The organism is Streptomyces daqingensis, from assembly GCF_014645895.1.
In the GTDB taxonomy this organism is placed as follows: Bacteria; Actinomycetota; Actinomycetes; order Streptomycetales; family Streptomycetaceae; genus Streptomyces; species Streptomyces daqingensis.
Map to the genome: position 1 here is coordinate 160,417 of NZ_BMMP01000001.1, position 25,040 is coordinate 185,456.

General features: G+C 71.4%; 22 protein-coding genes, 7 tRNA genes and 1 pseudogene. 16 read left to right on the forward strand and 14 right to left on the reverse strand.

Translation table 11 applies throughout. The features are described from left to right. Positions 1-221: 221 nt before the first annotated feature. A complete protein-coding gene (locus IEY56_RS00715) occupies positions 222-671 on the reverse strand; it encodes a nitroreductase/quinone reductase family protein (RefSeq protein ID WP_189035063.1) in 450 nt (149 codons plus the stop codon). Positions 672-881: 210 nt separating this feature from the next. Between IEY56_RS00715 and IEY56_RS00720 the strand changes: the two genes are divergently transcribed. Beyond that, positions 882-1,664 carry a TetR/AcrR family transcriptional regulator gene (locus tag IEY56_RS00720; RefSeq protein ID WP_189035064.1) on the forward strand — a complete coding sequence of 261 codons (783 nt, stop codon included), beginning with the start codon at positions 882-884 and terminating at the stop codon, positions 1,662-1,664. A gap of 681 nt (positions 1,665-2,345) precedes the next feature. After that, the gene (locus IEY56_RS00725; protein WP_189035346.1) at positions 2,346-4,469 is read left to right on the forward strand and encodes a glycoside hydrolase family 3 N-terminal domain-containing protein; all 2,124 of its coding nucleotides are present in this window, start codon (positions 2,346-2,348) and stop codon (positions 4,467-4,469) included. A gap of 119 nt (positions 4,470-4,588) precedes the next feature. On the opposite strand, the gene IEY56_RS00730 is transcribed toward IEY56_RS00725, so the two are convergent. Continuing rightward, the gene (locus IEY56_RS00730) at positions 4,589-5,062 is read right to left on the reverse strand and encodes a DUF4442 domain-containing protein (RefSeq protein ID WP_189035065.1); all 474 of its coding nucleotides are present in this window, start codon (positions 5,060-5,062) and stop codon (positions 4,589-4,591) included. Between the two features lie 36 nt (positions 5,063-5,098). After that, on the reverse strand, positions 5,099-6,367 hold the full coding sequence (locus tag IEY56_RS00735) for an MFS transporter (RefSeq protein ID WP_189035066.1): 1,269 nt from the start codon (positions 6,365-6,367) through the stop codon (positions 5,099-5,101). Between the two features lie 17 nt (positions 6,368-6,384). On the opposite strand from IEY56_RS00735, the gene IEY56_RS28195 reads away from it, so the two are divergent. From IEY56_RS28195 to IEY56_RS00750, 4 genes are all read left to right on the forward strand, one after another. Then, on the forward strand, positions 6,385-7,617 hold the full coding sequence (locus tag IEY56_RS28195) for an ROK family protein (protein WP_229711433.1): 1,233 nt from the start codon (positions 6,385-6,387) through the stop codon (positions 7,615-7,617). Further along, the gene (locus IEY56_RS28200; RefSeq protein ID WP_229711435.1) at positions 7,614-8,144 is read left to right on the forward strand and encodes a GNAT family N-acetyltransferase; all 531 of its coding nucleotides are present in this window, start codon (positions 7,614-7,616) and stop codon (positions 8,142-8,144) included. Before IEY56_RS28195 ends, IEY56_RS28200 begins: the two co-directional genes overlap by 4 nt. A 108-nt stretch (positions 8,145-8,252) precedes the next feature. Further along, positions 8,253-9,299, forward strand: a complete 1,047-nt coding sequence (locus tag IEY56_RS00745; RefSeq protein ID WP_189035067.1) for a phosphotransferase — start codon at positions 8,253-8,255, stop codon at positions 9,297-9,299. A gap of 54 nt (positions 9,300-9,353) precedes the next feature. After that, positions 9,354-9,668 (forward strand): TFIIB-type zinc ribbon-containing protein, encoded by a 315-nt coding sequence (locus tag IEY56_RS00750; RefSeq protein ID WP_189035068.1) that lies wholly within the window; start codon positions 9,354-9,356, stop codon positions 9,666-9,668. 156 nt (positions 9,669-9,824) lie between these two features. Here IEY56_RS00750 and IEY56_RS00755 read toward each other — a convergent pair. The 5 genes from IEY56_RS00755 to IEY56_RS00775 all read right to left on the reverse strand — a co-directional run bounded on the left by IEY56_RS00755 (position 9,825) and on the right by IEY56_RS00775 (position 10,318). Further along, positions 9,825-9,896, reverse strand: a tRNA-Val gene (locus IEY56_RS00755). Between the two features lie 58 nt (positions 9,897-9,954). Continuing rightward, positions 9,955-10,026: transfer RNA gene (locus tag IEY56_RS00760), tRNA-Val, on the reverse strand. Between the two features lie 43 nt (positions 10,027-10,069). Continuing rightward, positions 10,070-10,141, reverse strand: a tRNA-Val gene (locus IEY56_RS00765). Between the two features lies 1 nt (position 10,142). After that, positions 10,143-10,216: transfer RNA gene (locus IEY56_RS00770), tRNA-Cys, on the reverse strand. A gap of 29 nt (positions 10,217-10,245) precedes the next feature. Then, positions 10,246-10,318: transfer RNA gene (locus IEY56_RS00775), tRNA-Gly, on the reverse strand. Positions 10,319-10,667: 349 nt separating this feature from the next. On the opposite strand from IEY56_RS00775, the gene IEY56_RS00780 reads away from it, so the two are divergent. Then, complete coding sequence (locus IEY56_RS00780; RefSeq protein WP_189035069.1) at positions 10,668-11,489, forward strand: aminotransferase class IV; 822 nt, start codon at positions 10,668-10,670, stop codon at positions 11,487-11,489. A 70-nt stretch (positions 11,490-11,559) separates the two neighbouring features. Next, complete coding sequence (locus IEY56_RS00785; RefSeq protein WP_189035070.1) at positions 11,560-12,396, forward strand: GNAT family N-acetyltransferase; 837 nt, start codon at positions 11,560-11,562, stop codon at positions 12,394-12,396. A gap of 4 nt (positions 12,397-12,400) precedes the next feature. Here IEY56_RS00785 and IEY56_RS00790 read toward each other — a convergent pair whose 3' ends face one another. Next, positions 12,401-12,913: a DsbA family protein gene (locus IEY56_RS00790; RefSeq protein WP_189035071.1), complete on the reverse strand. Its 513-nt coding sequence runs from the start codon at positions 12,911-12,913 to the stop codon at positions 12,401-12,403. Between the two features lie 103 nt (positions 12,914-13,016). Between IEY56_RS00790 and IEY56_RS00795 the strand changes: the two genes are divergently transcribed. Both IEY56_RS00795 and IEY56_RS00800 read left to right on the forward strand, forming a co-directional pair. Continuing rightward, entirely contained in the window at positions 13,017-13,532 is a 516-nt protein-coding gene (locus IEY56_RS00795) for a hypothetical protein (RefSeq protein WP_189035072.1), read from the forward strand. A gap of 682 nt (positions 13,533-14,214) precedes the next feature. Continuing rightward, positions 14,215-14,451 carry a hypothetical protein gene (locus tag IEY56_RS00800; RefSeq protein WP_189035378.1) on the forward strand — a complete coding sequence of 79 codons (237 nt, stop codon included), beginning with the start codon at positions 14,215-14,217 and terminating at the stop codon, positions 14,449-14,451. Between the two features lie 31 nt (positions 14,452-14,482). Here IEY56_RS00800 and IEY56_RS00805 read toward each other — a convergent pair whose 3' ends face one another. Both IEY56_RS00805 and IEY56_RS00810 read right to left on the reverse strand, forming a co-directional pair. Beyond that, positions 14,483-15,052, reverse strand: a complete 570-nt coding sequence (locus IEY56_RS00805; protein WP_189035073.1) for a CGNR zinc finger domain-containing protein — start codon at positions 15,050-15,052, stop codon at positions 14,483-14,485. A gap of 198 nt (positions 15,053-15,250) precedes the next feature. Next, entirely contained in the window at positions 15,251-15,664 is a 414-nt protein-coding gene (locus IEY56_RS00810) for an SsgA family sporulation/cell division regulator (RefSeq protein ID WP_003959770.1), read from the reverse strand. A gap of 190 nt (positions 15,665-15,854) precedes the next feature. On the opposite strand from IEY56_RS00810, the pseudogene IEY56_RS00815 reads away from it, so the two are divergent. The 4 genes and pseudogenes from IEY56_RS00815 to IEY56_RS00830 all read left to right on the forward strand — a co-directional run. Continuing rightward, positions 15,855-16,151, forward strand: a pseudogene (locus tag IEY56_RS00815) (TIGR02611 family protein); the annotation flags it as partial. Positions 16,152-16,238: 87 nt separating this feature from the next. Further along, positions 16,239-16,310: transfer RNA gene (locus tag IEY56_RS00820), tRNA-Val, on the forward strand. 296 nt (positions 16,311-16,606) lie between these two features. Continuing rightward, the gene (locus IEY56_RS00825) at positions 16,607-17,089 is read left to right on the forward strand and encodes an SRPBCC family protein (protein ID WP_189035075.1); all 483 of its coding nucleotides are present in this window, start codon (positions 16,607-16,609) and stop codon (positions 17,087-17,089) included. Positions 17,090-17,122: 33 nt separating this feature from the next. After that, positions 17,123-17,194: transfer RNA gene (locus tag IEY56_RS00830), tRNA-Val, on the forward strand. Between the two features lie 83 nt (positions 17,195-17,277). Here the strand turns inward: IEY56_RS00830 and IEY56_RS00835 are convergent. Continuing rightward, positions 17,278-17,982, reverse strand: a complete 705-nt coding sequence (locus tag IEY56_RS00835) for a 3'-5' exonuclease family protein (protein WP_189035076.1) — start codon at positions 17,980-17,982, stop codon at positions 17,278-17,280. Between the two features lie 232 nt (positions 17,983-18,214). Between IEY56_RS00835 and thrS the strand changes: the two genes are divergently transcribed. Both thrS and IEY56_RS00845 read left to right on the forward strand, forming a co-directional pair. Continuing rightward, on the forward strand, positions 18,215-20,191 hold the full coding sequence (gene thrS / locus IEY56_RS00840) for a threonine--tRNA ligase (RefSeq protein ID WP_189035077.1): 1,977 nt from the start codon (positions 18,215-18,217) through the stop codon (positions 20,189-20,191). A 109-nt stretch (positions 20,192-20,300) separates the two neighbouring features. Further along, entirely contained in the window at positions 20,301-20,864 is a 564-nt protein-coding gene (locus tag IEY56_RS00845) for an HIT family protein (RefSeq protein ID WP_189035078.1), read from the forward strand. Between the two features lie 76 nt (positions 20,865-20,940). Here the strand turns inward: IEY56_RS00845 and IEY56_RS00850 are convergent, their stop codons facing one another. Both IEY56_RS00850 and IEY56_RS00855 read right to left on the reverse strand, forming a co-directional pair. Continuing rightward, the gene (locus tag IEY56_RS00850; protein WP_189035079.1) at positions 20,941-22,611 is read right to left on the reverse strand and encodes an AbeC-like domain-containing protein; all 1,671 of its coding nucleotides are present in this window, start codon (positions 22,609-22,611) and stop codon (positions 20,941-20,943) included. 153 nt (positions 22,612-22,764) lie between these two features. Continuing rightward, complete coding sequence (locus IEY56_RS00855) at positions 22,765-24,963, reverse strand: elongation factor G-like protein EF-G2 (RefSeq protein ID WP_189035080.1); 2,199 nt, start codon at positions 24,961-24,963, stop codon at positions 22,765-22,767. Between the last annotated feature and the right edge of the window lie 77 nt (positions 24,964-25,040).

A 25,040-nucleotide genomic window follows, 5' to 3' on the forward strand; every position in this document is an offset into this window, starting at 1 on the left:
GGGCGGGCAACCGAGGGCGGTGCGCGCTCTGCTGACGCACAGCCGGGGAGGCCGCCCCCTCCGCGCACTGAGCGCCGTCGGGGCCGGCCCTCGTGGGCACGGCGGGGCGGCGTCGAGCTCCGGGCATCGCCGGCACGGCAGCCGCGCGGGGGGCCACGCATCGGGGGCCCTGCCGCGTTGCGGGGCCGCCGTCCGTACCGGTGCAGGCGGCCCCGTCGGGCTCAGTCCGCGGTGATGCGGAATACGGGGTACTTCGGGGCGGCGGCGAGGAGTTCGGCGTCCGACGACTCGGCGCTGAGTCCCTTGAAGAACGCGCCGACCTCCCAGCTCCACTTCTTGATGTAGGCGCGCAGCACCACGGGCTTCTCCTCGTCGCGGAGCTCGACGGCCCGGAAGGTCTCGACGCTCTTGCCCTTGCGCAACTCGCCCCCGCCCGCGGCACGCATGTTGTGCGTCCACTGCACGTGACCGCGGGGAGCCACCAGGTACCGCTCGCCGTCGAGGGGGAGCGGGTTGACGGGGGTCGTGCGCCACTCGCCGGTCTTGCGGCCGCGGACGGCGAGGACGCGGGAGCCCGCGAGGCTTACGTTCCGCCGGGCCAGCCAGGCGACGGTGGGGTTGAGGACCTTGCGCGTGAAGCCGTCCGGCTTGACGAAGTGGGCAGTGGTCATGGCGGTTTCCTTCGTGCATGAGGGCTGCCGGTGGCGGCGGCTGACGAGGTCTAGGCGGAGCTGGGCGAGCCGGCTCGAGCCGGCGAAGCACTGAACCGATTCGAGAGCACTGCTCTCATTCAAGAGCAGTGTTGCACGGGCGGTGCACTAAAACAAGAGCAGTGCTCTCGTTCTTGGTCAGTGCTCCGCCAAGCTGGCACACTGACCCCCATGACCAAGATCCAGGGCGCGCGGGAGCGGGCACGCGGTGAGATCACCACAGCCATCAAGGACGAGGCACGTCGGCAGCTCGCGGCGCACGGCGCGGCCAAGCTCTCCCTGCGCGCCGTGGCACGCGAGTTGGGCATGGTCTCCTCGGCGCTCTACCGCTACTTCCCCAACCGGGACGACCTGCTCACCGCACTGATCACCGACTCCTACGACGCCCTGGGCGCCGCCGCGGAGGCGGCCCTCGCTCATTCTGCCGAGCAAGGCGACGCCCACCTCGCCCGCTGGCAGGCGGTGTGCCGCGCCGTCCGCGGATGGGCTCTCGACCACCCGCACGAGTACGCGCTCATCTACGGCTCACCCGTCCCGGGCTACGCGGCGCCCGAGACCACCACCGGCCCCGCGGCACGGGCGGCCCTGACCCTCATCACGATCGCGGCGGACGCGTATGCGGCCGGCGCCCTGCGCGTCCCCGGCGCGACGGAAGACCGCTGTGCCGGCCCTGGTGCCGGCTTCCCCGCCGCATCCGCCGGTCCGGGGCCTGACCCCTCGGTGCCCCTCCCTGCCGCACCCGCGCCCGTCCTGGTCGACACCCGCGACCTGACGGAGCGGCTCGACGTGGCCCTCCCTGCTGCGGCCATGGCCCAACTAGCCGCGGTCTGGGCCCAGTTGTTCGGCCTGCTGAGCTTCGAGCTGTTCGGGCAGTTCGACGGCGTCATCGCGGCGAGGGACGAGTTCTTCGATCACGCGGTGGTGGGACTGGCAAGGACGGCCGGCCTCGTCTGAACGGTCCCGGCCGGCCCTCCCGCCCGGATACCACCGGCACCGGGTCGAGGCTTCTTCCCGGAGCGGCCGGACCAGGGTGCCCCAACCCCCGCCCGCCCACCGGCCCCTTTCCGGCCGCGCCCCAGCCCCTACCGTGACCGCTCGCCGGGGGCAGGGAGGACGCCCTCTCGCGGCTGACTCGACCACGGCCGCTCCCGGCTAACGGTGCGAGGCATTGAACGTTCCCCGTCTGCTCCGCGGCCGAGGCCTCCCCGGTGCTTCGAGCGGCGGCGCGAGAGGGGCGCACACGGCCCCCGCGCACGGCGCTGACATCGGCGGGAAAGAAATGTATGCGCTTCCAATTTTCTGGGCACGTTTGCTCTCGATGCATCCGCCGTCAGTGTGGCCGGGGCTCCGCGCCCCGTACGGCCAGGCGGCCGGTGCACCGGTCGTCACGTCCGTCGAAGGAGCCATCGAGTGGCCGAAAACCTCAGCCGTCGCAGCGTGTCCAGGGCATCCGCGGGTGCCTCAGCCCTCGCTACGTCCGCGTCCGTCCCACCGCTCACGGCCACTCCCGCGGCGGACGCCCCCGCCACCGGAGGGGCTGCCGCCGACGGAGGCCCCGCGCCCCGGCCGGCAGGCCCCCAAAGCGCCGAGAGCCACGAGAGGACCGAGCAGCGCGTCCGCGAGCTGCTGGCGCGGATGACCGTCGAGGAGAAGTTCGGGCAGCTCCAGCAGCTGACCTGGAATCCCGACACCGGCCCCGGCGAAGGGCAGAACGAGCAGGCTACCGTGGCCGCGGCCGAAGGACGGCTGGGCTCCGTCCTCAACATCACCGGCGCCAAGGAGTGCAACGCCCTCCAGCGTCACGCCGTCGAGGAGTCCCGCCTGGGCATTCCGCTCATCTTCGGCCTCGACGTCATCCACGGTTACCTGACGACGTTCCCCGTGCCCCTCGCCCAGGGCGCGAGCTTCGACCCCGAGGTCGTCACGCGCGACGCCGAGGTGAGCGCACGGGAGGCCGCCTCCTGGGGCGTGCACTGGACCTTCTCGCCGATGGCGGACGTCAGTCACGAGCCGCGCTGGGGCAGGGTCGCCGAGGGAAACGGCGAAGACCCTTACCTGACCGCGCAGTTGGCGGCCGCCAAGGTGCGGGGCTACCAGGGCGAGGACTACTCGGCCGACGGACGGCTGGCAGCGTGCGTCAAGCACTTCGTGGGCTACGGCTTCCCCGAGGGCGGCCGGGACTACAACACCGTCGACATCTCCGAACGGCGCCTCAGGGACGTGGCGCTGCCGCCGTTCAAAGCCGCGGTGGACGCCGGTGTCGCTACTGTGATGGCGGCCTTCAACACCGTCAACGGCGTGCCGGCGCACGCCAATCCGCACACGCTCACCCGCATCCTCCACGAGGAGCTGGGTTTCGACGGCTTCGTCGTCGGTGACTACAACGGCGTGCAGGAGCTGATCCCGCACGGCGTCGCCGCGGACGGTGCCGACGCGGCACGCCTCGCGCTGGGCGCCGGTGTCGACATGGAGATGGTCAGCACGACGTACGCCGAGCACGGCAAGGAGCTCCTGGAAGCGGGCAGGATCGACCCGCGGCGGCTGGACGACGCCGTCGCCCGCATCCTCCGCGTCAAGGTGCGGCTGGGGCTCTTCGAGAACCCCTACACAGACGAGGACGGGCAGATCGCCGAACCGACCGCGGCGGCCCGCCGTCACGCACGGGAGACGGCGGCGTCCTGCGCGGTCCTGCTCAAGAACGAGGGCCGCACCCTGCCCTTGAGCAAGGACACGCCCTCCCTTGCCGTCGTCGGTCCCCTGGGCGACGACACCAAGGAGTTGCACGGCACGTGGGCGGGACCGGGATCCAGGATGTTCCCCGCCGTCTCCGTGCTGGAGGGGATCGAGAAGGCGGCTCCCGGTGCGAAGGTGACGTTCGCGAGCGGCTGCGACGTCACCGGCAGCGGGACCGGCGGACTCGCCGAAGCGGTGGCCGCGGTGGAGGCGTCGGACGCCGCGGTCGTCGTCGTGGGGGAGAAGGCAGGTCACAGCGGTGAGGCGGCGGTCCGCAGCGACATCGCGCTGCCCGGCGTGCAGGAGGAGCTGATCCGGCGGGTCGCGGAGACGGGCAAGCCGTTCGCCGTCGTGGTGCTCGCGGGGCGGCCCCTCGCTCTTTCGGGAGTGGCCGAGCAGGCCCCGGCGCTCCTCTACGCCTGGCATCCCGGCATCGAGGGGGGCAACGCGGTGGCGGACCTGCTCTTCGGCGACGTGGCTCCCGGCGGCAAACTCCCCGCCACGCTGCCGCGGACGGTGGGCCAGACCGCCGTGTACTACGGGCACGAGAACACCGGACGCCCCTATTCACCGGACGACCCCTACACCTCCAAGTACCTCGACCTGCCCCACGGCCCGCTGTTCCCCTTCGGGCACGGCCTGGCCTACACCACTTTCCGCTTCTCGGGCCTGGAGTTGAGCGAGAAGAGCGTGAGCGCCCGGGCCGTGCGGGAAGGACGTGCCACGGTCATGGCCTCCGTGACGGTCGAGAACACCGGGGACCGTAAGGGCGACGAGGTGGCCCAGCTGTACGTCCGCGACAAGGTCGCCAGCCTCGCCCAGCCCGTCCGGCGGCTGCGGGGGTTCGAGCGGATGACGCTCGAAGAGGGCGAGCGCCGGACCGTCACCTTCGAACTCGGAGCGTCGGACCTCGGCTTCCACACCAACGATCCGCGCGGCGAACTGCTCGTCGAACCGGGCGAGTTCGAGATCTACGCGGGCGGCAGCTCGGAGGCGGAACTGCACACGACGCTGACGCTCACCTGAGACGGCGGGCCGCGCTGTCCACCCCTGACCGGACCCGGGGCGTGGACAGTGCGGCGCCGCGGCCCGCCCGCGCCTCCGGCGCTCGCCCCAGGCCCCGGCAGCGCTGTCCGCCTCTCCCGCTAGCGGCCCGGTTTCCTGCGTACGTACAGCTGCTTGCGTACGCGTGCCACGACCGTGCCGTCGGCGGCGGTCACGGTCGACTCGAACCAGGGAAGGGCCTTGGAACCGTCCGCCGTCGCCTGCCGTATCTCCGCGACTCTCTCCTCGCTCAGCCGGAACTCGCTGTAGACGGTGCCGCGGCCCGGGGAGACGAATTCGATCTCGCCGGTCTTGTCCCACACGACGTAGTCGCGTCCCAGCCGGTTGACGGCCAGCAGCACCCAGAAGGGATCGCTCATGGAGTAGAGCGAGCCGCCGAAGTGCGTGCCGAAGTAGTTGCGGTTGAACATGCCGAGGCGCAAGCGGATGCGCGCGCTGCTCCAGTCGTCCGCGATGTGCACGACCTTGATCCCCGCGCAGCGGTACGGCGGCCACCAGGCCAGCGTGCGGCGCAGACCGCGGGGATTGGAGATCAGCTTGGCGAGCTTGGGCATACGGGGAAGCTACCACGGTGCGTACTGGCGAGTAACTCAGCGCCCCGCGGCGCCTCGTGCCCCCCAGGCGACCGCTCCGGCCACCGCCGCGAGCAGGGCGACCGTCGTGAGAGCCGCCGGCAGGGAGATCCACTCGGCCAGGAACCCGATGGCGACGGGGCCGACGAGCATGCCGCCGTACCCCAGGGTCGAGGCGGCGGCCACGCCGCGGGGCCCCGCGAGTGCCCCGGCGTGCGCGACCGCGACGGGGAAGAGGTTGGCCAGGCCCAGGCCCGTGATCACGAAGCCGGCCAGTGCGGCCCACGTCCACGGCGCCAGGGCGCCGAGCGTCATCCCCGCCCCCGCGCTGAGCCCTCCCACCGTCAGCAGGCGGCGCTGGCCCAGCCGTTCGAGCAGAGCCGTCCCCGTCAGCCGTCCGACGGTCATGGCCAGCGCGAAGACGGAGTACCCGGCCGCTGCGAGAGACGCGCCCGCTCCGAGGTCCTCGGCCAGGTGCAGAGCGCTCCAGTCGGCCAGGGCGCCCTCGCCGTACGCCGTACACAGTGCGATCAGCCCCATGACGAGGACCAGGCACCGGGTGCTCCCGGAACGCTTCCCCGCCGCTCCGGCCGGTCCGTCCGCCGACGCGGCCTCGGTCCCCGCTTCGCCGGGGGGTGCCGCGAGGGCCGGCTGCCTCAGCAGGGCCCGTCCGGCCACTGCGGTGACGCACAGGCCCAGCGCGGTGAGCGCCAGCAGATGGCGGGCGGGGTCCCAGTGGCCTGCCACGAGACCGCCCAAGCCGGCGCCGAGCATGCCGCCGAGGCTGAACGCCGCGTGGAAACCGGGCATGACGGGACGGCCCAGTGCGGCGATCAGATCGACCGCCGCGGCGTTCATCGCGACGTTCAACGCCCCGTAGGCTGCCCCGAACACGGCGAGTACGAGACCGAGGGCGAGGGCGGAGTGGGTGAGCGGGGGAAGCGCCACACCGGCCGACAGCAGCACTGCCGCCGCGACGGTCACCGTGTGGCCCCCGAAGCGGTCGCAGAGCCGCCCGGTGAGCATCATGGTGATCACGCCCCCGGCGGAGACGCCGAGCAGTGCGAGCCCCAGTGCGCTGGGGGAGGCGCCGGTCTGCTCCTTGATCGCCGGGATGCGCACGACCCAGCCGGCGAAGAGGAATCCGTCGACGGCGAAGAAGGCGGTGAGCGCTGCGCGGAGGCGGGGCAGGGCCGCCGGGGTCCCGGACGCGGAGGCGTCCCGGGAACCGGTCTGGCGCCCCTTCGCGCCGGCGAGCGCCGACCGTATTTTGTTCAGTGTCGACACAAAGCGAGAATAGAGGGGTGACCCCGACGCGTACAAGCAAACTGGAGAGAGGCCGCAGCGCCCTCGGCCCGGCACTGGAACTCGTCCACACGGGAAGGGCGCCCACACGCGCCGTCCTGACCGCCGAACTCGGCGTCACCAGGGCGACGGCGGGAGCGGTCGCGGCCGAACTGGAGACGCTCGGCCTGATCACGGTCGACTCCAGCCCGGGCGCCGCGTCCGGCACCCAGGGACGTCCCTCGCACCGCCTCTCCGTCAACGGCGACGGCCCCGTCGTACTCGCCGCACAGGTGCACGCCGACGGATTCCGCGCGGCACTCGTCGGACTCGGGGGACGGCTCATCGCCACGGCGCCCGGCGCGGGAACGGCGTCCGCCGACCCCGCGCACGTCCTGCGAGAGGTCGTCGAAGCGGGCGCCGGCCTGCTGAAGGAGACCGGACGCAGGTGCGTGGGAGCGGGGCTGGCGGTGCCCTCCGCCGTCGCCGAGCCCGAAGGAACGGCCCTCAATCCGCTGCACCTGGCGTGGGAGGCGGGCGCCCCGGTGAGGGAGATCTTCACGCGCAGCCTGGCGCGGGCGCGTATCCCCGGCATCGCGGGCGAGACGGCCGCACGCGGCTACGCGGCCAACGACATCAACCTCGCCGCACTCGCGGAACACCGCCACGGCGCCGGCCGGGGAGCCGAGCACCTTCTCGTCGTCGGCACCGGCCACCGCGGTGTCGGCGGTGCCCTCGTGCTCGACGGCCGCCTCCACACCGGGAGTTCGGGCCTGGCCCTGGAGGTCGGGCACCTCACCGTCGACCCCGGCGGACGGCCGTGCCACTGCGGCAGCCGGGGATGCCTCGACGTGGAGACCGACCCGCTCGCGTTCCTCGAAGCGGCCGGACGGGAACCCGGCCCCGAGGTCTCCCTGCTGAAGCAGGCCAAGGAGCTGATCCTCTCCGACTACGAGTCGGACCCCGCCGTGCGCACCGCCGTGCACACGCTCAACGAGCGGCTAGGCCTGGGGATCGCGGGACTGGTGAACATCCTCAACCCCGACCGCGTCATCCTCGGCGGTCTGCACCGTGCCCTACTCGAAGCCGAGGGCGAGCATCTGCGCGCCGTGATCGCCGACCGCAGCCTGTGGGGGAGGAGCGGGAGCGTGCCGGTGCTGCCCAGCTCGCTGCAGCACAACAGCCTCGTCGGAGCCGCGGAGCTGGCCTGGCAGCCCGTGCTCGACGATCCGCTCGGAGCTCTGGCGTCATGACGGCGGCGATCTCGGTCCGGCCCGGACGCGAGGAGGACCTGCGGGACCTTCAGGACATCGAACGTGCCGCCGGCCGCGTCTTCCGGGACCTGGGCATGGACCTCGTCGCCGACGACGCCCCGCCCGCGCTCGCCGTGCTGCGCCGCTTCCGCCGCGGCGGCGGGCTGTGGGTCGCCGCCGCCCCTCCGGACGACCGTCCCGTCGCCTACGCCCTGGTCGAACCCGTGGACGGCAACGCGCACATCGAGCAGATCTCCGTCCATCCCGACCACGCGCGGCAGCGCATCGGGCAGGCCCTCATCGAGCATGTGGCGGAGCGCGCGGAAGCGGTCGGCATCCCCGCTCTCACGCTCTCCACCTTCACCCGGGTCCCCTGGAACGCGCCCTACTACGAGCGCCTCGGCTTCCGCGCGCTGGAACCGCGGGAGCTGACACCCGGCCTGCTGCGGATCCGGGAGGAGGAAACCCTCGCCGGCCTGGACCGCTGGCCGCGTGTCTGCATGCGCCGTCCCCTGCGGGCGCGCTGAACCGGCGGCCGTATCGACGGCAGAAGAGGGGGAGCAGTGGCCGCGACGCTCATCGACGAGCTCCGTGCTTTCGCCCGCGCGGCGGTTGAGGCCGGGAATCCGGAGGGCATGACCGCAGACGAAGCGGACGTCCTGGCCGACCGTTCCGACGGCACCGTGCTCGGCTACGGCGCAGTCGTCGCCAAGGCCCATCCGCCGCCACGCCCCGGGCGTGGTGCGCCGGCACGCCGGGACGACCGAGCAGGGGGCGAACACTCCGACGGTGACGTGGAGTTGACGGTACGTCTGGGCATCGCCGCCCACCCGTGTCTCACCGGCATACTGCTCCCGCCGATTGGCGCCGCCCGTGGCGTTCCGCAGCCACGGCGTCTGCCCGGCGGACGGCTCGCCACGCTCTGGCCGCGCGGCACACCCGTCAGCCCGGACGCGCCGGACGCCGTCCCCTGGGAGGCGGCCGGCGTGCTCCTCGCCCGGCTGCACGCCGTGCGGCCCGGAGACCTGGCGGGAGATCTGCCCGCCCCCGTACCGGCGATGCGGGGCCCCGCCAAGGCGGCCCGGGCGATGCGGCGTCTGCGCTCGGCACGTGGCGCCGGCGAGGGCGCAGCCACCGGCACCGCCTCCCCCGGAAGCCTCGCGCCCGAACTCGCCGCGGCCGCCGACGCCGTCGAGACGGCCTGGGCGCTGCTGCCGCCCTGGTGCCGAGACGAAGCCCCGCCCCCGGCGTCACGGGCCGGATCGCTCTGCCACGGCGACTTCCACCTCGGCCAGCTGATCAGTCACCCGCGCTGCGGGGGCAGTTGGCTGCTCATCGACGTCGACGACCTCGGACTGGGGGACCCCGCGTGGGATCTCGCCCGCCCGGCGGCCTGGTACGCGTCAGGGCTGCTGGACCCGGCCGACTGGGAGCGCTTCCTCGGCGCCTACCGGCACACAGCCGGCGAGCACTGCCGGGACCCCTGGCCCCTCCTGGACGCGCCCGCCCGGACGCTCACCGCGCAGACGGCCGCGCTCGGGATCGTCAAGGCCCACGCCGCCGGGCGGCCGCTGGACGAGGCGGAGTCGGCATGCGTCGAAGCATGCGTGCGGATGGCCCACGTCGACACCACCAGCACCACCCGCACCATCTCCACCGGTGGACGTGAGACGAACACCTAGTCTGTAGACGCAGAGCCGACTGGTGAATCCACTTTCGTGGAGAGGGAGTTGACCATGCAGTGTCCCAAGTGCGGTGCCCCGATGCAGACGTTCAACCGCAACGGCGTCCAGATCGAGCAATGCGGAGGCTGCCGGGGCATCTTCCTCGACTACGGGGAGCTGGAGGCCCTCACGCGCCTGGAATCGCAGTGGTCGCAGCCCGCCGGACCGCCTCCGGCCGCTCCGTACGGTCAAGGGGGCGGTCCCGTGCCTCAGTCGCCGCAGTCGTATCCCACGGGACCGGCCTGGGGTGCGCCGCACCACGGTCACCACGGCCATCACCGGCACGGGCACAAGCGGGGGTTCGGGCACATGCTCTTCTCGTCATGAGCCGCTTCCCGGTCGTGTACGGGCAGTGAGCATGCCGCACGGGGCCGGGAGTGACGGGAGGCCGGAGAAGCCGCGCCACCGCGTGAACGTCTCTGAGTGAACGCCTCTGACACGAGTGCCCCGGTCGTCGCCGACCGGGGCACTCGGATCTCGCTGTGGACGATACTGGGATTGAACCAGTGACCTCTTCCGTGTCAGGGAAGCGCTCTCCCGCTGAGCTAATCGTCCTCTGCTGTGGACTCCCACAGCTCTCGGAGAGCAAAAGGGCCCCGTGGGGCCTTCCGCGTGCGCGGTACTGGGATTGAACCAGTGACCTCTTCCGTGTCAGGGAAGCGCTCTCCCGCTGAGCTAACCGCGCAGTCCCTATGCCGTAGCAGAGGGAAGGGCCCTTGCGGGCCCGGTGGACGATACTGGGATTGAACCAGTGACCTCTTCCGTGTCAGGGAAGCGCTCTCCCGCTGAGCTAATCGTCCTTGGAGGTGGAGACGGGATTTGAACCCGTGTAGACGGCTTTGCAGGCCGTTGCCTCGCCTCTCGGCCACTCCACCTAGGCGGGGGTCGGTGAACCCCCACTCAGAGCGGACGACGAGATTCGAACTCGCGACCCTCACCTTGGCAAGGTGATGCTCTACCAACTGAGCCACGTCCGCAGGTTGTCGTCCGTTCTGCTTCCGCGTCCCGGCGACGTGGTGAACTCTAGCGGATATCGGTGCCAGCTCAAATTCTGTTTGCCCTCCGTGCACGCTCGTACGCACCGCCGAACTGCGACGGCGGCCTCACGAAACGCGGCCCTTGCGCCCCGTCGCGGCCGCGCGGCACGGCCGGCCCGGACGGCCGCGACGGGGCGCAAGGGCCGGGTCCCTGCCGTCGGCCCACCGCTGGGATCACGCCATGATCGACCCGGTTCGGGGTGATCGCGGAGGCGAAGCCGAAGGCTTTCGCCTGCTCAAGGTAGCGTCGGAGGCGCGGCACAGGACGGGGCGATCGGAGGAGAGGCCCATGAGGATCTGGCTCGACGGCGGGCTCCAGGACGTCGACGGCGCACGCGTCTCGGTGCTCGACCACGGACTGACGGTCGGCGACGGCGTCTTCGAGACGATCAAGGTCACTGACGGGCGGCCCTTCGCGCTGACCAGGCACATCGACAGGCTCGGGGTCTCCGCCCGAGGCCTCGGCCTGCCGGAGCCCGACCGCGACGAGGTGCGCCGCGCGTGCGAGTCCGTCACCGAGGCGGAGCCCCTGGCGCTCGGCCGGCTGCGGGTCACTTACACCGGAGGGACCTCACCGCTGGGGTCCGAGCGGAGCGGGGCCCGGCCGACCCTCGTCGTCGCCCTCGCGGAAGCCGCACGGCGCCCCGACTCCACCGCGGCGGTCACGGTCCCCTGGACGCGCAACGAACGCGGAGCGCTCGCCGGCCTGAAGACGACGTCATACGGCGAGAACGTGCTCGCCCTATCCCGAGCCCACCAACATGGAGCCAGCGAGGCGGTGTTCGGCAACACGCGCGACAGGCTGTGCGAAGGCACCGGCACCAACGTCTTCGTCGTCCTCGACGGCCAACTCCACACTCCGCCGCTGGAGTCGGGGTGCCTCGCGGGCATCACCCGGGCGCTCGTGGCGGAGTGGGCCGGAGCACGCGAGACCGACCTGCCCCTGGACTCCCTCGAGCAGGCCGAGGAGATCTTCTTGACCTCCTCGCTCCGCGACGTCCAGGCCGTGCACCGCATCGACGGCCGCGAACTGCCCGGCGCCCCGGGGCCCGTCACCGCCAAGGCGATGCGCCTCTTCGCGGAGGGTTCCGCCGCCGACATCGACCCGTGAGCCGGTGAGCGCCCCGGAACCCGCGGCCGATCCGGTGACGCCGGGCGCCGCGCGCGGGTAGAACTCGACCGTGACCACCACGCTGCGCCCCAGGGGCCCCGAGCAGTTCGACGCCGAAGGCGTCCGCTCCCGCTGCTACGACATCTGCGTCAACAGCCGACCCGTCGGCTCCCTGGAGCTGAGCACCGACCCGCAGAAGGGGCCCACGACGGGCCGCGTCGTCCGCCTCGCCGTCGACGAGGGGGAGCGGCGGCGCGGACGGGGCGCGGTCGCGGCTCTCTCCGCCGAGGAAGTGCTCCGCCGCTGGGGCTGCAACCGCGTGGAGACGAGCATTCCCGCCGATGCGCACGCCGCCCTCGGTCTGACCGGGAGCCTGGGCTACCAGGAGCGCGGCCGCAGCATGCTGAAGGAGCTCCGCGACAGGCCGCGGCTGCCGCCCGGCAGCGAGGACCGCGCGATGACGCAGGCGGAGTTCCCCGCCTGGCGCGAGCGCGGGCAGCCGCTGCAGCAGCGGCTCCTGGCCGAGCGGGGCGTACCCGCGCACGAGGTGGTTCGCAGAGCGGCGGAGTCCTTCGACGGTCTGCTGCCCCAGGGCGCCGCCACCCCGACCGCCGCCCTCCGCGTGCTCGTCCACGACGGAGAGGAGGTCGGCGTCGTGTGGGTCGAGCTCGAACACAGCCCCCATAGGGACGCCGGCGCCTACGTGTACGAGGTCGAGGTCGACGAGGCGCACCGGGGCCGGGGGCACGGCCGTTCGCTCATGCTGGCCGCCGAGCGCGAAGCCCTCGACGCCGGAGCCGGAGTCCTCGGACTGCACGTCTACGCGTATAACACCCCGGCGCTGAACCTGTACTCCTCACTCGGCTACCGCCCGGTGGAGCTCCACTTCTTCAAGCCGCTGCTGTGAGCGTTCAGTTACGCCCGCTCTCCAGCAGACCGTCTGCGATCTCCTCGATCTGCTCCCGTAGCCCTTCCTGGCTCTTCCCGCCGTCCAGCCGGCGGCCCGCGATGACATACGTGGGCGTGCCCGTCACGCCGATCGCCTTCCCCTCGGCCTGGTCGGCGTCGACCATCAGCAGGTGGCGCCCGTCGATGAGCGCGGTCTCGAACTCATCGGCGTCCAGGCCGAGTTCGCGGGCGACGTCGAGCAGCAGGGCCTCGCCCCGCGAGGCCAGTTCGGCGTGGCGCTCCAGCACGGCGGCGGCGAACTCGTCGCCTTTGCCCTGCTCGTACGCCTCCTCGGCGGCCTGGGCGGCGGCGTAGGCGTGCTTGTGCTTCTCCAGCGGGAAGTGCCGCAGTCGGATCTCCAGCCGCTCCCCGTACCGCTCGCGTAGCGCGTCCAGGTCGTGCTGCGCCTTGTGGCAGTCGGGGCACTGAAGCTCGCACCAGTAGTCGAGCACGGGGCGGGAGGCGGCGTCGTCCATGAGGACAGTCTCTCAGCCGCGAGGACCGCCCCGGACCCCGAGATCTCCCTGAATCGGGCTGCAGGCATGGCTTCTCACCTGCTGCTCGTAGCAGACTGGAGGCATGCTCACCACGACCGTCTGCGCCGCGCTCTCGGCGGCCGGCCTGGCCGTCGCCTTCCTGACGGCCTTCCGGCGGCGTTTCGCCGCCGCCACCCGCATCGCCGCGATCGCGCTGGTGCCGATCGGACTGGCGATGGCCGGTCTCGTCGGCCTGGGCGGGAAGATCGTCAGGGCGGTCGGCAGCTGGGCGGCGGACCTCGTGCTGAACCCCACGGTCTGGGCCGGCTTCGCGGTGCTGGCGGTCGCCTTCGTGCTGTATGTCATCGGGCGCGTGGCCGGGCGCAACAGCCCCAGCCGCAAGGAGCGCCGGGCCGCGGCCCGTGCGGAGAGGTCCCAGGCGGCTGCCTCCGGCACCGCGGGCGCGCCCGCCCTCGGGGGCCCGCCGGCGTCCACGGCCGGCAGGACGGGCACGGGCAGCGGCCGTGAGCCCGCCGCTCAGGGGAAGAAGCCCGGCTCCGACGCCGGAGGGGAAGACTTCTCCGATATCGAGGCGATCCTCAAGAAGCACGGAATCTGACCTCCTCGACCTGTTCACGAGCTGGGCTTCCGCTCCGGCCGGCGAGGCCGGGGCTCCGGTCACCGATCACGCGGTCGATCTTGCATCCGTCTACGGCGGCGGAGCCCTCGGAGCCCGTTGCGTAGGGCGTTCGGTGAGTCAAGGACGCGTATCCGGCGGCAAGGTGGCGGGCCGGGTACGGAACCGCCGACGAAGCCACACTTCCGGAAGCCGTGGTCAGAGCCCGGCCGCGGGCACCGCCGGCGGTTCGGGGGGCGACGGCCGGGGATGCGCAGGAAAAGCGTCGTGGATGAGACACTGACGCAGCCCCCGAGAGAGGCCGCGGCAGCTACCCACGCCGCAGGATCTCCCGGGGCGGGTTCATGGGAGACGCCCGGACGACGAGGCCCTCCCATCGACCCGGAGACACCCTGGCAACACCCGACGCCAGGGGCACGGTTCCCGAACCTGGGTGAAACGGCCCGTAGAGACCCAGGTCGACGCCCTGACGTCAGGCTTCTCGATATCGAGGCGATCCTCGAGGAGCACGGGCTCCGACACCCCGCCCCCACGCTGCACGTACGCAAGACCGGCCGCCTGTACCACGTCTGCCGCACGAGTATCGGAAGTCTCGGCAACTCCACCGTCACGTGGGCGTGTTGACCTTCATCAGGGTTGCCGGCTGCGTCATCATCACCGCGAGATGGACATGACGCCGAATTTCCCGGCCGAGCTCGAAGAGCCGCCCTCCGCGCCCGCCGCGACCGCCCCTGCCGTCCCCGTCCTGCACGACTTCCAGGACCACCAGCGCGAACTGACGCAGCTGGCCGAGGCGAAAGGCTGCCTCTACGCGATCTCCCAGCCGCCGCTGATGCTTTTCCTGGCGGTGATCGCTCTGCTCCTGGCCGTCACCGGGGTCTACGACCTCTTCCTGCTGTGAGCGGGCCGCGTACGGACCGCGACGCGACAGCTCAGTTGCGAGCGGTCTGCGCGGACTCCCGCTGCCGTGCGCGGTAGGCGGCCACGTGCAGCCTGTTGCCGCACGTACGGCTGTCGCAGTACCGCCGCGAGCGGTTGCGGGAGAGGTCGATGAAGGCCCGCCCACAGCCTGGCGCGGCGCATCTGCGCAGCCTGTCGCGCTCCCCGGCGACGATGATGAAGGCGAGGGCCATCCCGCCGTCGGCGGCGAGGTGGTCCGCGGCGGAGGCACCCGGCGCGAAGTAGTGCACGTGCCAGTCGTAGCCGTCGTGGTCGGTCAGCTGCGGCGTGGTGCCGGCCTCGGCCACCAGCGCGTTGACCAGCTCCGCAGCCGTACGGGCCTCCTCGGCGGCGAAGACCTTCGCGAACCGCTCCCGCACGGAGCGCACCGCCTCCAGGTCGCGCTCCGTGAGCGTTCCCAGCCCGCTGAGGCTGTGGCTCTCGACGTAGGCCGTGAGATCGCCCACGGAGACGAGCTGGTCGGGCCGGTCGCCCTCAGCGGCGGTGTTGATCAGATCGACCACGTCGTCGAGGGCGCACCGGGTGTCGTGGTTGATCTGCACGGGTCGCTCCTCGGGTTCTGCCCTGCGGTTCCGGTGGGCAGAGACTAGCGCCTGCACGGCACGACGACGCCGCCATCGCCGAGGCCTCCCGGTTGTGCTGGGAGGTCCCGGCGGTGACGGCGTCGTACGTGCCGATCACGGCCGAGGGAGGCGCAGCCGTCGCCCCGAGTCGGACGGCTGCGCGGACAGGTGGGCGGCTCAGCTCTCCGCGAGGATGTGGGAGAGCTCTGTGTCGAGGTCGAAGTGGCGGTGCTCGGTGCCGGGCGGCACGGCCGCGTCGGTTCGCTTGAGGAAGGACTCCAGGGCCCGCGCCGGGGCCTCGAGCAGAGCCTCGCCCTCAGGACTGCTGAGAGCGATGCAGACCACGCCCTGGCCGTGACTCCTCGACGGCCATACACGGACGTCACCGGTGCCTGTGGGGCGGTGCAGCCCCTCGGCGAGGAGATCGCGGGCGAAGACCCACTCGACGGTCTCCTCGGCGCCGGTGTGGAAGGTGGCGTGGACGGCGTAGGGATCGGCCGTGTCGTACCGCAGCCCCGCGGGTACCGGCAGTGATGACTCGCTCGAAACAACGAGGCGCAGGTGCAGCTCGCAGCTGACCGTGGTGTTCATAAGCGCCAGGGCCTTTCGCTCAGTGTGCGCTCGGGGGTTCGCACGTCGGCGAAATCGACATGCCACGTACTCGTCGGTTGTAAACCCCTCTGACCGTTTTGCCAGTAATGCAGCCCTTGATATGGCCTGTCGCCTTTCTGGGCTGTACGGCTATTCCGGTGACCCCCGGCGCGTCGGTTAGGTTGGCACCATGTGCGCAGAGCGTGACGAGAAGCCTTTGGGGTCTCGTGCCCCGAGGTTCATCAAGGCATCGCGGCCTCTCCACCTCAGCTGGCGCGTGGTGATCTTCGTGCTCGGGCTGGCGGTCGTGGGCGGCGGCATCGTGCTGCTTCCGCTGCCGGGTCCGGGCTGGCTGATCATCTTCGCGGGCATCGGTCTGTGGGCCACCGAGTTCTCCTGGGCGCAGCGCGTGCTGCGCTGGACGAAGCGCCAGGTGAGGGAGTGGTCGCACTGGTGGAAGGTCCGCCGCGAGGAACGGAGGCAGCTCAAGCGGGAGGCCGGGCGGCGGTGACGGTCCGCTCCGCCGCCCGGGTCATCGGCACCCGCTGACATGCGGTAATCTTGTGCGCGCAGCGGGCGATTAGCTCAGCGGAAGAGCGCTTCGTTCACACCGAAGAGGTCACTGGTTCGAACCCAGTATCGCCCACTTCCCGCGGATCATGCCGGGGTGCGAGCCGAAAGGCAGCACCCCGGTTTTTCGTATGCGCATACCTTCGGCCGTGCCGCATTCCGTCGGCAGGTCCTCTTCCGTTTTCCCGAGGTCTCCCCGTGGACGGAATTCGCCCCGGGCGGCGAGAACTTGGGAATGGTCTCCGTGCCGAATGGGCGAACCGGCGGTGTGCGGCGGAAATTGGGGAGGGGGCTCGTGATGGGGCCGCCGGATCTGCCGCCGCGAGCGGGGGAGTGGGTTGCGGACCCGGAATGCGGGGGACTGGAGCGCCCATGGACTCGAAGCTGTACAGGTTCCGGTTCCGGAGCGTGTGGCGCCTTTCCGCACCGCCTGAGCGGGTCTTCGCGGTGCTCGAACGAGGTGAGGAGTACCCCGCGTGGTGGCCGCAGGTGAAGGAGGTCCACGACTCGGAGGGCGGGCCGGACGAGGAGGGGAGAGCGCGTATCCGCTCGTTCCTCCCGTACGACCTGTGGATCACGGGCCGGGGGACGCGGCGCGATCCGGTTGCCGGGGTCCTGGAGATGGAGATCGGCGGCGATCTGGCGGGCTGGGCGCGCTGGACGGTCGGACGCTCCTCCGTCGGACGGGGTGGGAGCACCGCCGTCTACGAGCAGCAAGTGGAGGTGCGGAGGCCGCTGCTGAGGCTGCTGACGCCGCTGGGGCGCCCCCTTCTCCGGGCCAACCACGCGTGGATGATGCGGGCCGGCCGGCGGGGCCTGCAGCGGCGGCTGGGAAGGGGTTTGGATGATGGCTGAGCGGCACTGTATGGTTCTGCCCGTGCCGCGAGCGGGCGATTAGCTCAGCGGAAGAGCGCTTCGTTCACACCGAAGAGGTCACTGGTTCGAACCCAGTATCGCCCACGTGATGCGTAAGGCCGGTCCGTCAACCGACGGGCCGGCCTTCGCCGTTGGCAGGCGCGGCTTCGCGGGCCGTCCCGGGCCGCTCAACCGGCGGTCATGGGCCGCAGCGGCCACGCGGGGTAGCTCTTCGACCGCGTGCACGGCGCGAACCAGGCGGCGGAACCGCGGGCCTCGCCGGCGTACCAGACGGCCTGCAGCGCGTGCAGCACCGGAGGCGTGAGCCGTCCCAGCTGGGGAGCGTAGCGGCGGCCGAGCGCCCGTACGAGCGCCAATGTTGCGACGGCCGTGGGTCCGGGGTCGGCGAGGGGTTCCGCAAGAGGGTCGGTCTCCGGGTCGCGCTGCAGCGGGACGCCGTAGTCGGCACACAGGTCGGCAAGGCGTCGGCGGCCACCGGTGCTGTTCAGCCGGCGATCGAGGAGCACGGGATCGACGACGCACAGGCTGCGGTGGCCGAGGTAGGCGGTCAGGGGCCGGTTCCGGTGACGTCTCAACTCGCGGTCGAGCAGCGTCAGATCGTAGGGAGCCTGCGCGACGGCGAGCGGCCCGGCGACGGCCCCGGCGAGGTTCCTGGCGACCGCCTCCACGACGGGCCCGGCCGGTGCGCCGGGCGTGGAAGGCCAGCTGTGCACCTCGGCGTGGGCGTGCGGCGCCTCCTGCACGGCGAGCGCGGCGGCCGTCAGTGCGTCGTGTTCGGGGTCGGGACCGCCCTGCGTGCCCGCGCCGGGCAGGTCCGGCTGCCTGGCACGTACGGTCAGCGCGACGAGCGGCCCTTCGTACCACGGCGTCATGGCACCACTTCCCGTCCGTGGGAGCGTCCTCGCAGCTGATACCGCAGAGTGGCCCGGGTCAACCCCTGCTACCGGTACCGGATCACCGGCGCGCTCCGGAGAGCGGGAAGAAGCCGGGCGGAGCGTGCGGGAGCGAGCGGAAACCGTTTCGCGGAGCGGGGCGCGGGCTCGGTACGATTCGAGCGTGCCCGGCACTCGCCGGCGCACCCCAGTTAAGAGTCAGGAGAGACCGGTGACCGACGTCCGTGTGATCATCCAACGCGATTCCGAGCGGGAAGAGCGCGTGGTGACTACGGGCACGACGGCCGGCGCTCTCTTCGAGGGCGAGCGCTCCGTCATCGCCGCCCGCGTCGCCGGTCAGCTCAAGGACCTGGCGTACGAGATCGCGGAGGGCGACGAGGTCGAGCCGGTCGAGATCTCCAGCCCTGACGGGCTCGACATCCTGCGGCACTCCACCGCGCACGTCATGGCGCAGGCCGTGCAGGAGCTGTTCCCCGAGGCGAAGCTCGGCATCGGCCCGCCTGTCCGCGACGGCTTCTACTACGACTTCGACGTGGCCGAGCCTTTCACCCCGGACGATCTGAAGCTCATCGAGAAGAAGATGCAGCAGATCCAGAAGCAGGGGCAGCGCTTTTCCCGCCGCGTCACGAACGACGAGGACGCCCGCGAGGAGCTGGCGGACGAGCCGTACAAGCTGGAGCTGATCGGGCTGAAGGGCTCCGCCGCCGAAGCCGCCGAGGGCGCCTCCGCGGAGGTCGGCGCCGGTGAGCTGACCATCTACGACAACCTGGACGCCAAGTCGGGCGAGCTGTGCTGGAAGGACCTGTGCCGCGGTCCGCACCTGCCGACGACCCGGGCCATCCCCGCGTTCAAGCTGATGCGCAGCGCCGCCGCGTACTGGCGCGGCAGCGAGAAGAACAAGCAGCTGCAGCGCATCTACGGCACCGCGTGGCCGACCAAGGACGAGCTGAAGGCGTACCTGGAGTTCCTCGCCGAGGCCGAGAAGCGCGACCACCGCAAGCTGGGCGCCGAGCTCGACCTCTTCTCCATCCCGGAGGAGCTGGGTTCGGGGCTGGCCGTCTTCCACCCCAAGGGCGGCGTCGTACGCAAGGTGATGGAGGACTACGCGCGGCGACGGCACGAGGAGTCCGGCTACGAGTTCGTCAACACCCCGCACATCTCGAAGGAGCAGCTCTTCGAGACCTCGGGGCACCTGCCGAACTACGCGGAGGCGATGTTCCCGCCGCTGGAGTTCGACGGGCAGAACTACCGGCTGAAGGCCATGAACTGCCCGATGCACAACCTGATCTTCAAGGCGCGGGGGCGTTCGTACCGCGAACTGCCGCTGCGGCTCTTCGAGTTCGGGACGGTCTACCGCTATGAGAAGTCGGGCGTCGTCCACGGCCTGACCCGTGCGCGGGGGTTCACGCAGGACGACTCGCACATCTACTGCACCAAGGAGCAGATGGCGGACGAGCTCGACAACCTGCTGACCTTCGTGCTGAACCTGCTCCGCGACTACGGCCTCAACGACTTCTACCTGGAGCTGTCCACCCGCGAGGAGGGCAACTCCAAGTTCATCGGCGAGCCGGAGGAGTGGGAGGAGGCCACCCAGGCGCTGCGGGAGGCCGCCGGCAAGCAGGGCCTGGAGCTGGTGATGGACCCGGGGGGTGCCGCCTACTACGGGCCGAAGATCTCCGTGCAGGCCAAGGACGCCATCGGCCGGACCTGGCAGATGTCCACCCTCCAGGTCGACTTCCAGCAGCCCAAGCGGTTCGGCCTGGAGTACACCGCGGCCGACGGCTCGCGGCAGCAGCCGGTGATGCTGCACCGCGCGCTCTTCGGCTCCATCGAGCGCTTCTTCGCCGTCCTGCTGGAGCACTACGCGGGGGCGTTCCCGGCGTGGCTCGCCCCCGTGCAGGCGGTGGGCATCCCGATCGGCGACACGCACGTGCCGTATCTGGAGGAGTTCGCCGCAGAGGCGAAGAAGAAGGGCCTCCGCATCGAGGTCGACTCCTCTTCGGACCGGATGCAGAAGAAGATCCGCAACGCCCAGAAGGCCAAGGTCCCCTTCATGATCATCGCGGGGGACGAGGACGTCTCGGCCGGCGCGGTCTCCTTCCGCTACCGGGACGGCTCCCAGAAGAACGGGGTGCCGCAGAACGAGGCGGTCGCGGAGCTGCTGGACGCCGTCGAGCGCCGCGCGTAGGCCCGCGGCGGCGCCGCCCCGGGGCCGCCGTTCCCCGCCCCGTTCCCGACGTGCGCTGAGCGGGGCCCCAGGGTCACCCTGGGGCCCCGCGCCGTACCGCGGAAGTTCTATGCTGGCCCGCATGACGAGCGAGCCGGAACAGCAGATCGGGGTCGGAACGCCGGACGCGTTCCAGCGCCTGTGGACACCGCACCGCATGGCCTACATCCAGGGTGAGAACAAGCCCACCGGCCCCAACGCTGAAGACGGCTGCCCCTTCTGCACCATCCCCGCCAAGAGCGACGAGGACGGCCTCGTCCTGGCCCGTGGCGAGCACGTCTACGCGGTGCTGAACCTCTACCCGTACAACGGCGGGCACCTCATGGTCGTCCCGTTCCGCCACGTCGCCGACTACCCGGACCTGACGGCGGAGGAGACCGGTGAGCTCGCGGAGTTCACGAAGGACGCCATGAGGACGCTGCGTTCCGTGTCCGGCGCGCAGGGCTTCAACATCGGGATGAACCAGGGCTCCGTCGCGGGCGCCGGCATCGCCGCCCACCTGCACCAGCACATCGTCCCGCGGTGGGGCGGCGACACCAACTTCATGCCGGTCGTCGGACACACCAGGGTGCTGCCCCAACTCCTCGGCGAGACGCGCAGGATGCTCGCCGACGCGTGGCTCGGGAAGAGCTGACCGGCCCGCGACGGGAGGCCGCCGGCACGTACGCGTGTGCCCCGGACCCCGCGGGTCCGGGGCACACGCGCGGGCGTCAGGCGTCGTAGGCGTCGGCCTGCTTCGGTTCCGCTCCCTGCACCTGTCCGCTGAGGACGAGCGAACGGGCGCCGAACGCCTCGGTGTTGCAGCCGTTCTCCTCCAGCACGCGCATCGCCGCGGAGTGCACGACGCGCAGCACTGGGGTCGCCGCGCGGAGGGCGTCGTCCGCCATGAAGCGGTGCCGCCAGGGCTTGTCGGCCCAGGCGTGGCGCAGCCCGAACGGTTCGGGGAGCGTGAGCTTGCCGCCGAGGAAGTCCATCACCGGCGGGAACCACGTGAAGGGCGCCCGCGCCGCGAGCCTGACGACCTCCGGGGCCTCCACCAGCGGCAGGCTGACCTCCTTGGTTTCCCAGAACCGCACGCTCTTGGAGACCTCCTTGGTCTTCGCCTTTGGCTTCGTGGTGAACAGCGGGTGGACCGGGCCCAGCGCATGGCCGGTGACCTCGATGCGCAGCGTGTGGTGCAGCACCGTCACCGTGATGAGCAGGGTGATCACCAACTGGCCGTCCCAGAGCACGAACTGGACGCCCAGGTAGTGCCGGTTGCCGCTGCCGAACTGCTGCTCGTTGCAGATGCGCTGTATCTCGAAGTCCTTGATGCGGTAGCCCTCGACCTCCTGGCCTTCGGGCCGCTTGACCTCCGAGGCGCCCTCACCGATGGGGGAGACGATCCAGTGGCGTATGGAGGGCCGGGGGAAGCCGCCGGTGTGCAGGGGGCCGCGCTCCAGCATGCGCAGCTGGTCGGAGATCGCGCGGATCACGTCCCAGCTGCGGAAGGGGTTGATGTCGCCTCCGGGGTCCGCCGGCACGAGCTCCTCCGCGAGCTGCCAGCTTCCCCAGCGGGTGCCCATGCCCAGTATCCCCTTGGGGCCCGCGTAGTAGACCAGGTTGCTGGCCTGCTCGGCGCTGAGCTTCGCCAGCCCCAGACGGATGCGCTCGGCGCCCGCGTCGTTCGGGTCCTGCGGGACCGCCTCGGGGATCTTCGCTCCGACGCCGCCGCCTCCCAGCAGCTGCTCCCACTGGCCGCGCAGCATCTTCGCGGAGCGCTCGCACACCTGCTTCGCCCACAGCCAGCCGACGACCGGTGCGATCAGCATGCCCCGGAGGTAGAGGGCCAGCAGACCGGTGAAGGGCAGCTTGAGGACGAACAGGACCGCCAGCCCGCCCAGCGCCACCATGGCCGCGACGCCGAACGCGCCGACCCGCTTGTTCTGGGACCCGGCGAGGGCCCGGCGCAGCTGGAAGGCGAGCAGCCAGAGAAGGGTGCCGGGGAGGAAGAGCACCCCGAAGATCGACATGATGACGGTGAGCCGGGTGTCGCGGTCCTTGCGGATCCTGGTGGCCGCGAGGCAGTGCTCGACGACCGTCTGCGGTTCGATGCCGAAGGACTGGATGAGCGCCTTGCGGGCGCCGCCGAGCAGCCGTACCTGCACCGCGCGGGAGAAGGCCTCTCCCAGGTTCGGCTCGAACAGCGACAGGCGGGGCGCCTTGACCTTGGCACCGTCGTTGGCCGCGATCAGGTCGGTGACGGGGCCGTCGCGGTAGGCGGCCGACGCGAGCGCCTGAGTGGCGGCCGTCTGGCCTCCCGAGCCCGAGAGCGGCACCTGGGCTCCGGGACTGAAGTCCGACGCGGCCTCGATCCCTTCGAAGTCCTCGAATCCGGCCACTGAGCCCCCACTTCGCTATGCCTCGCCTTGCGCGTGCCCCCACGGCCGCATGTCCGCGACGCTGCCGTGCCCACGTGCGTGCCGACCACGGCACATTCCCAACTACCGTGGCCGGCACACTTATTCACGCGCCTTTTCCCAGCGTAGCGGTGATCAGCCGCCGTTCTGGGCCGCTTCCAGGATCTTGCTCGCCAGTTGCTGCGGCATCGGTTCGTGGCAGGCGTAGGAGCGCGTGAAACGGCCCGTCCCGTGGGAGAGCGAGCGCAGCTCCACGGCGTAGCGGCTGATCTCGATCTCGGGGACCGACGCCCGTACGAGCGTGTGGCCTTCGGACGCCTGCTCCGTGCCGGAGACCTTCCCGCGCCGTCCGGACAGGTCGCTCATCACCGATCCGACGTACTCGTCCGCCACCGTCACGCCCAGCTCCGCGACGGGCTCCAGCAGATGGATGCGGGCCTTCGAAGCGCAGTCGCGCAGCGCCAGGGCGCCGGCCATCTGGAAGGCGGCGTCGGAGGAGTCCACCGAGTGCGCCTTGCCGTCGTGCAGCGTCGCGCGGAAGTCCACGAGGGGGTGGCCGGCGGCGACGCCCTTGGCGGCCTGCGCCCTGATGCCCTTCTCGACGGAGGGTATGAACTGCCGCGGCACCGCGCCTCCGACCACCTTGTCGACGAACTCGATGCCGGAACCGCCGGGCAGCGGCTCCACGGTGATCTCGCAGATCGCGAACTGGCCGTGCCCACCCGACTGTTTGACGTGCCGTCCGCGCCCCGACGCCTCCTCGGCGAAGGTCTCCCGCAGGGACACCTTGTGCGGCACGGAGTCGACGTTCACGCCGTACCGGCTGCGCAACCGCTCCAGGGCGACGCCCATGTGGGCCTCGCCGAGGCACCACAGGACGAGCTGACCGGTGCCGGAGTCGTGTTCCAGCCGCATCGTGGGGTCCTCGGCGACGAGCCGCGCCAGGCCCTGCGAGAGCTTGTCCTCGTCCGCCTTGCTGTGCGCCTGGATGGCGACAGGCAGCAGCGGATCGGGCATGGCCCACGGCTCCATCAGCAGCGGATCGTCCTTGCCGGACAGGGTGTCGCCGGTCTCCGCGCGCGACAGTTTCGCCACGCAGGCGAGATCCCCGGCGACCGCCTTCGACAGCGGCCGCTGCTGCTTGCCGAAGGGCGCCGACAGGGTGCCCACCCGCTCGTCGACATCGTGGTCCTCGTGGCCGCGGTCCTCCAGCCCGTGGCCGGAGACGTGGACCGTCTGATCGGGGCGCAGCGTGCCGGAGAAGACCCGGACGAGCGATACGCGCCCCACGTACGGGTCCGAGCTTGTCTTGACGACCTCCGCCGCCAGCGGCCCCTCCGGGTCGCAGGTGAGTGCCGGCCGGGGCTTGCCCTCGGGCGTGGTGACGGCGGGGATCTCTCGCTCCAGCGGCGTCGGGAAGCCTCCGGTGATCAGCTCCAGCAGCTCGACGGTGCCGAGCCCTTGCGTGCTGCCGCCGGCGGCCGGCGCGGCGGCGAGCACGGGATGGAAGACGCCTCGGGCCACGGCCTTCTCCAGGTCCGTGATGAGGGTCTTGATGTCGCAGTCGCCGCCTTCGAGGTACCGGTCCATCAGGGACTCGTCCTCGCTCTCGGCGATGATCCCCTCGATGAGGCGGCCCCGGGCGTCCTCGATCAGCGGCAGCTGGGCGGGGTCGGGGTCGCGCTCGGTGCGCTTTCCCGACGAGTAGTCGAAGATACGCTGTGAGAGCAGCCCGATGAGGCCCTGTACGGGCGCGTGCCCGTCGGCTCCCTGCTCGCCGCGCAGCGGAAGGTAGAGGGGGAGGACGGCGTCGGGGTCGTCGCCGCCGAAGACCCGCCGGCAGGTGTCCACCATCTCCTCGAAGTCGGCGCGTGAGGCGTCGAGATGGGTGACCACGATGGCGCGCGGCATACCGACGGCGGCGCACTCGTCCCAGACGAGGCGGGTGGCGCCGTCCACACCGTCCGCGGCCGAGACGACGAAGAGGGCCGCGTCCGCTGCCCGCAGACCGGCCCTCAACTCCCCGACGAAGTCGGCGTATCCAGGAGTGTCCAGTACGTTGATCCGGATGCCGTCCCACTCGACAGGCACCAGGGAGAGCTGCACCGAACGATGTTGACGGTGCTCTATCTCGTCGTAGTCCGAGAGCGAGGCGCCGTCCTCGACCCTGCCCGCTCTCTTCACCGCCCCGGAAGCAAGGGCCAGCGCCTCGACGAGGGTGGTCTTGCCCGATCCGCTGTGGCCGACCAGTACCACGTTGCGCAGTTTGGACGGATGGCCGGCCGCCACCGCCCTGCCGGCGGCTCCGGGGTGTGCACTCGCTTTGTCGCCCATGTGTCCCGCCTTCCGGTCGACACTTCCGGGTCCGTCGCGGTGACCGCGGTACTTCGAGCTTTCCACCGCTGCCAGCA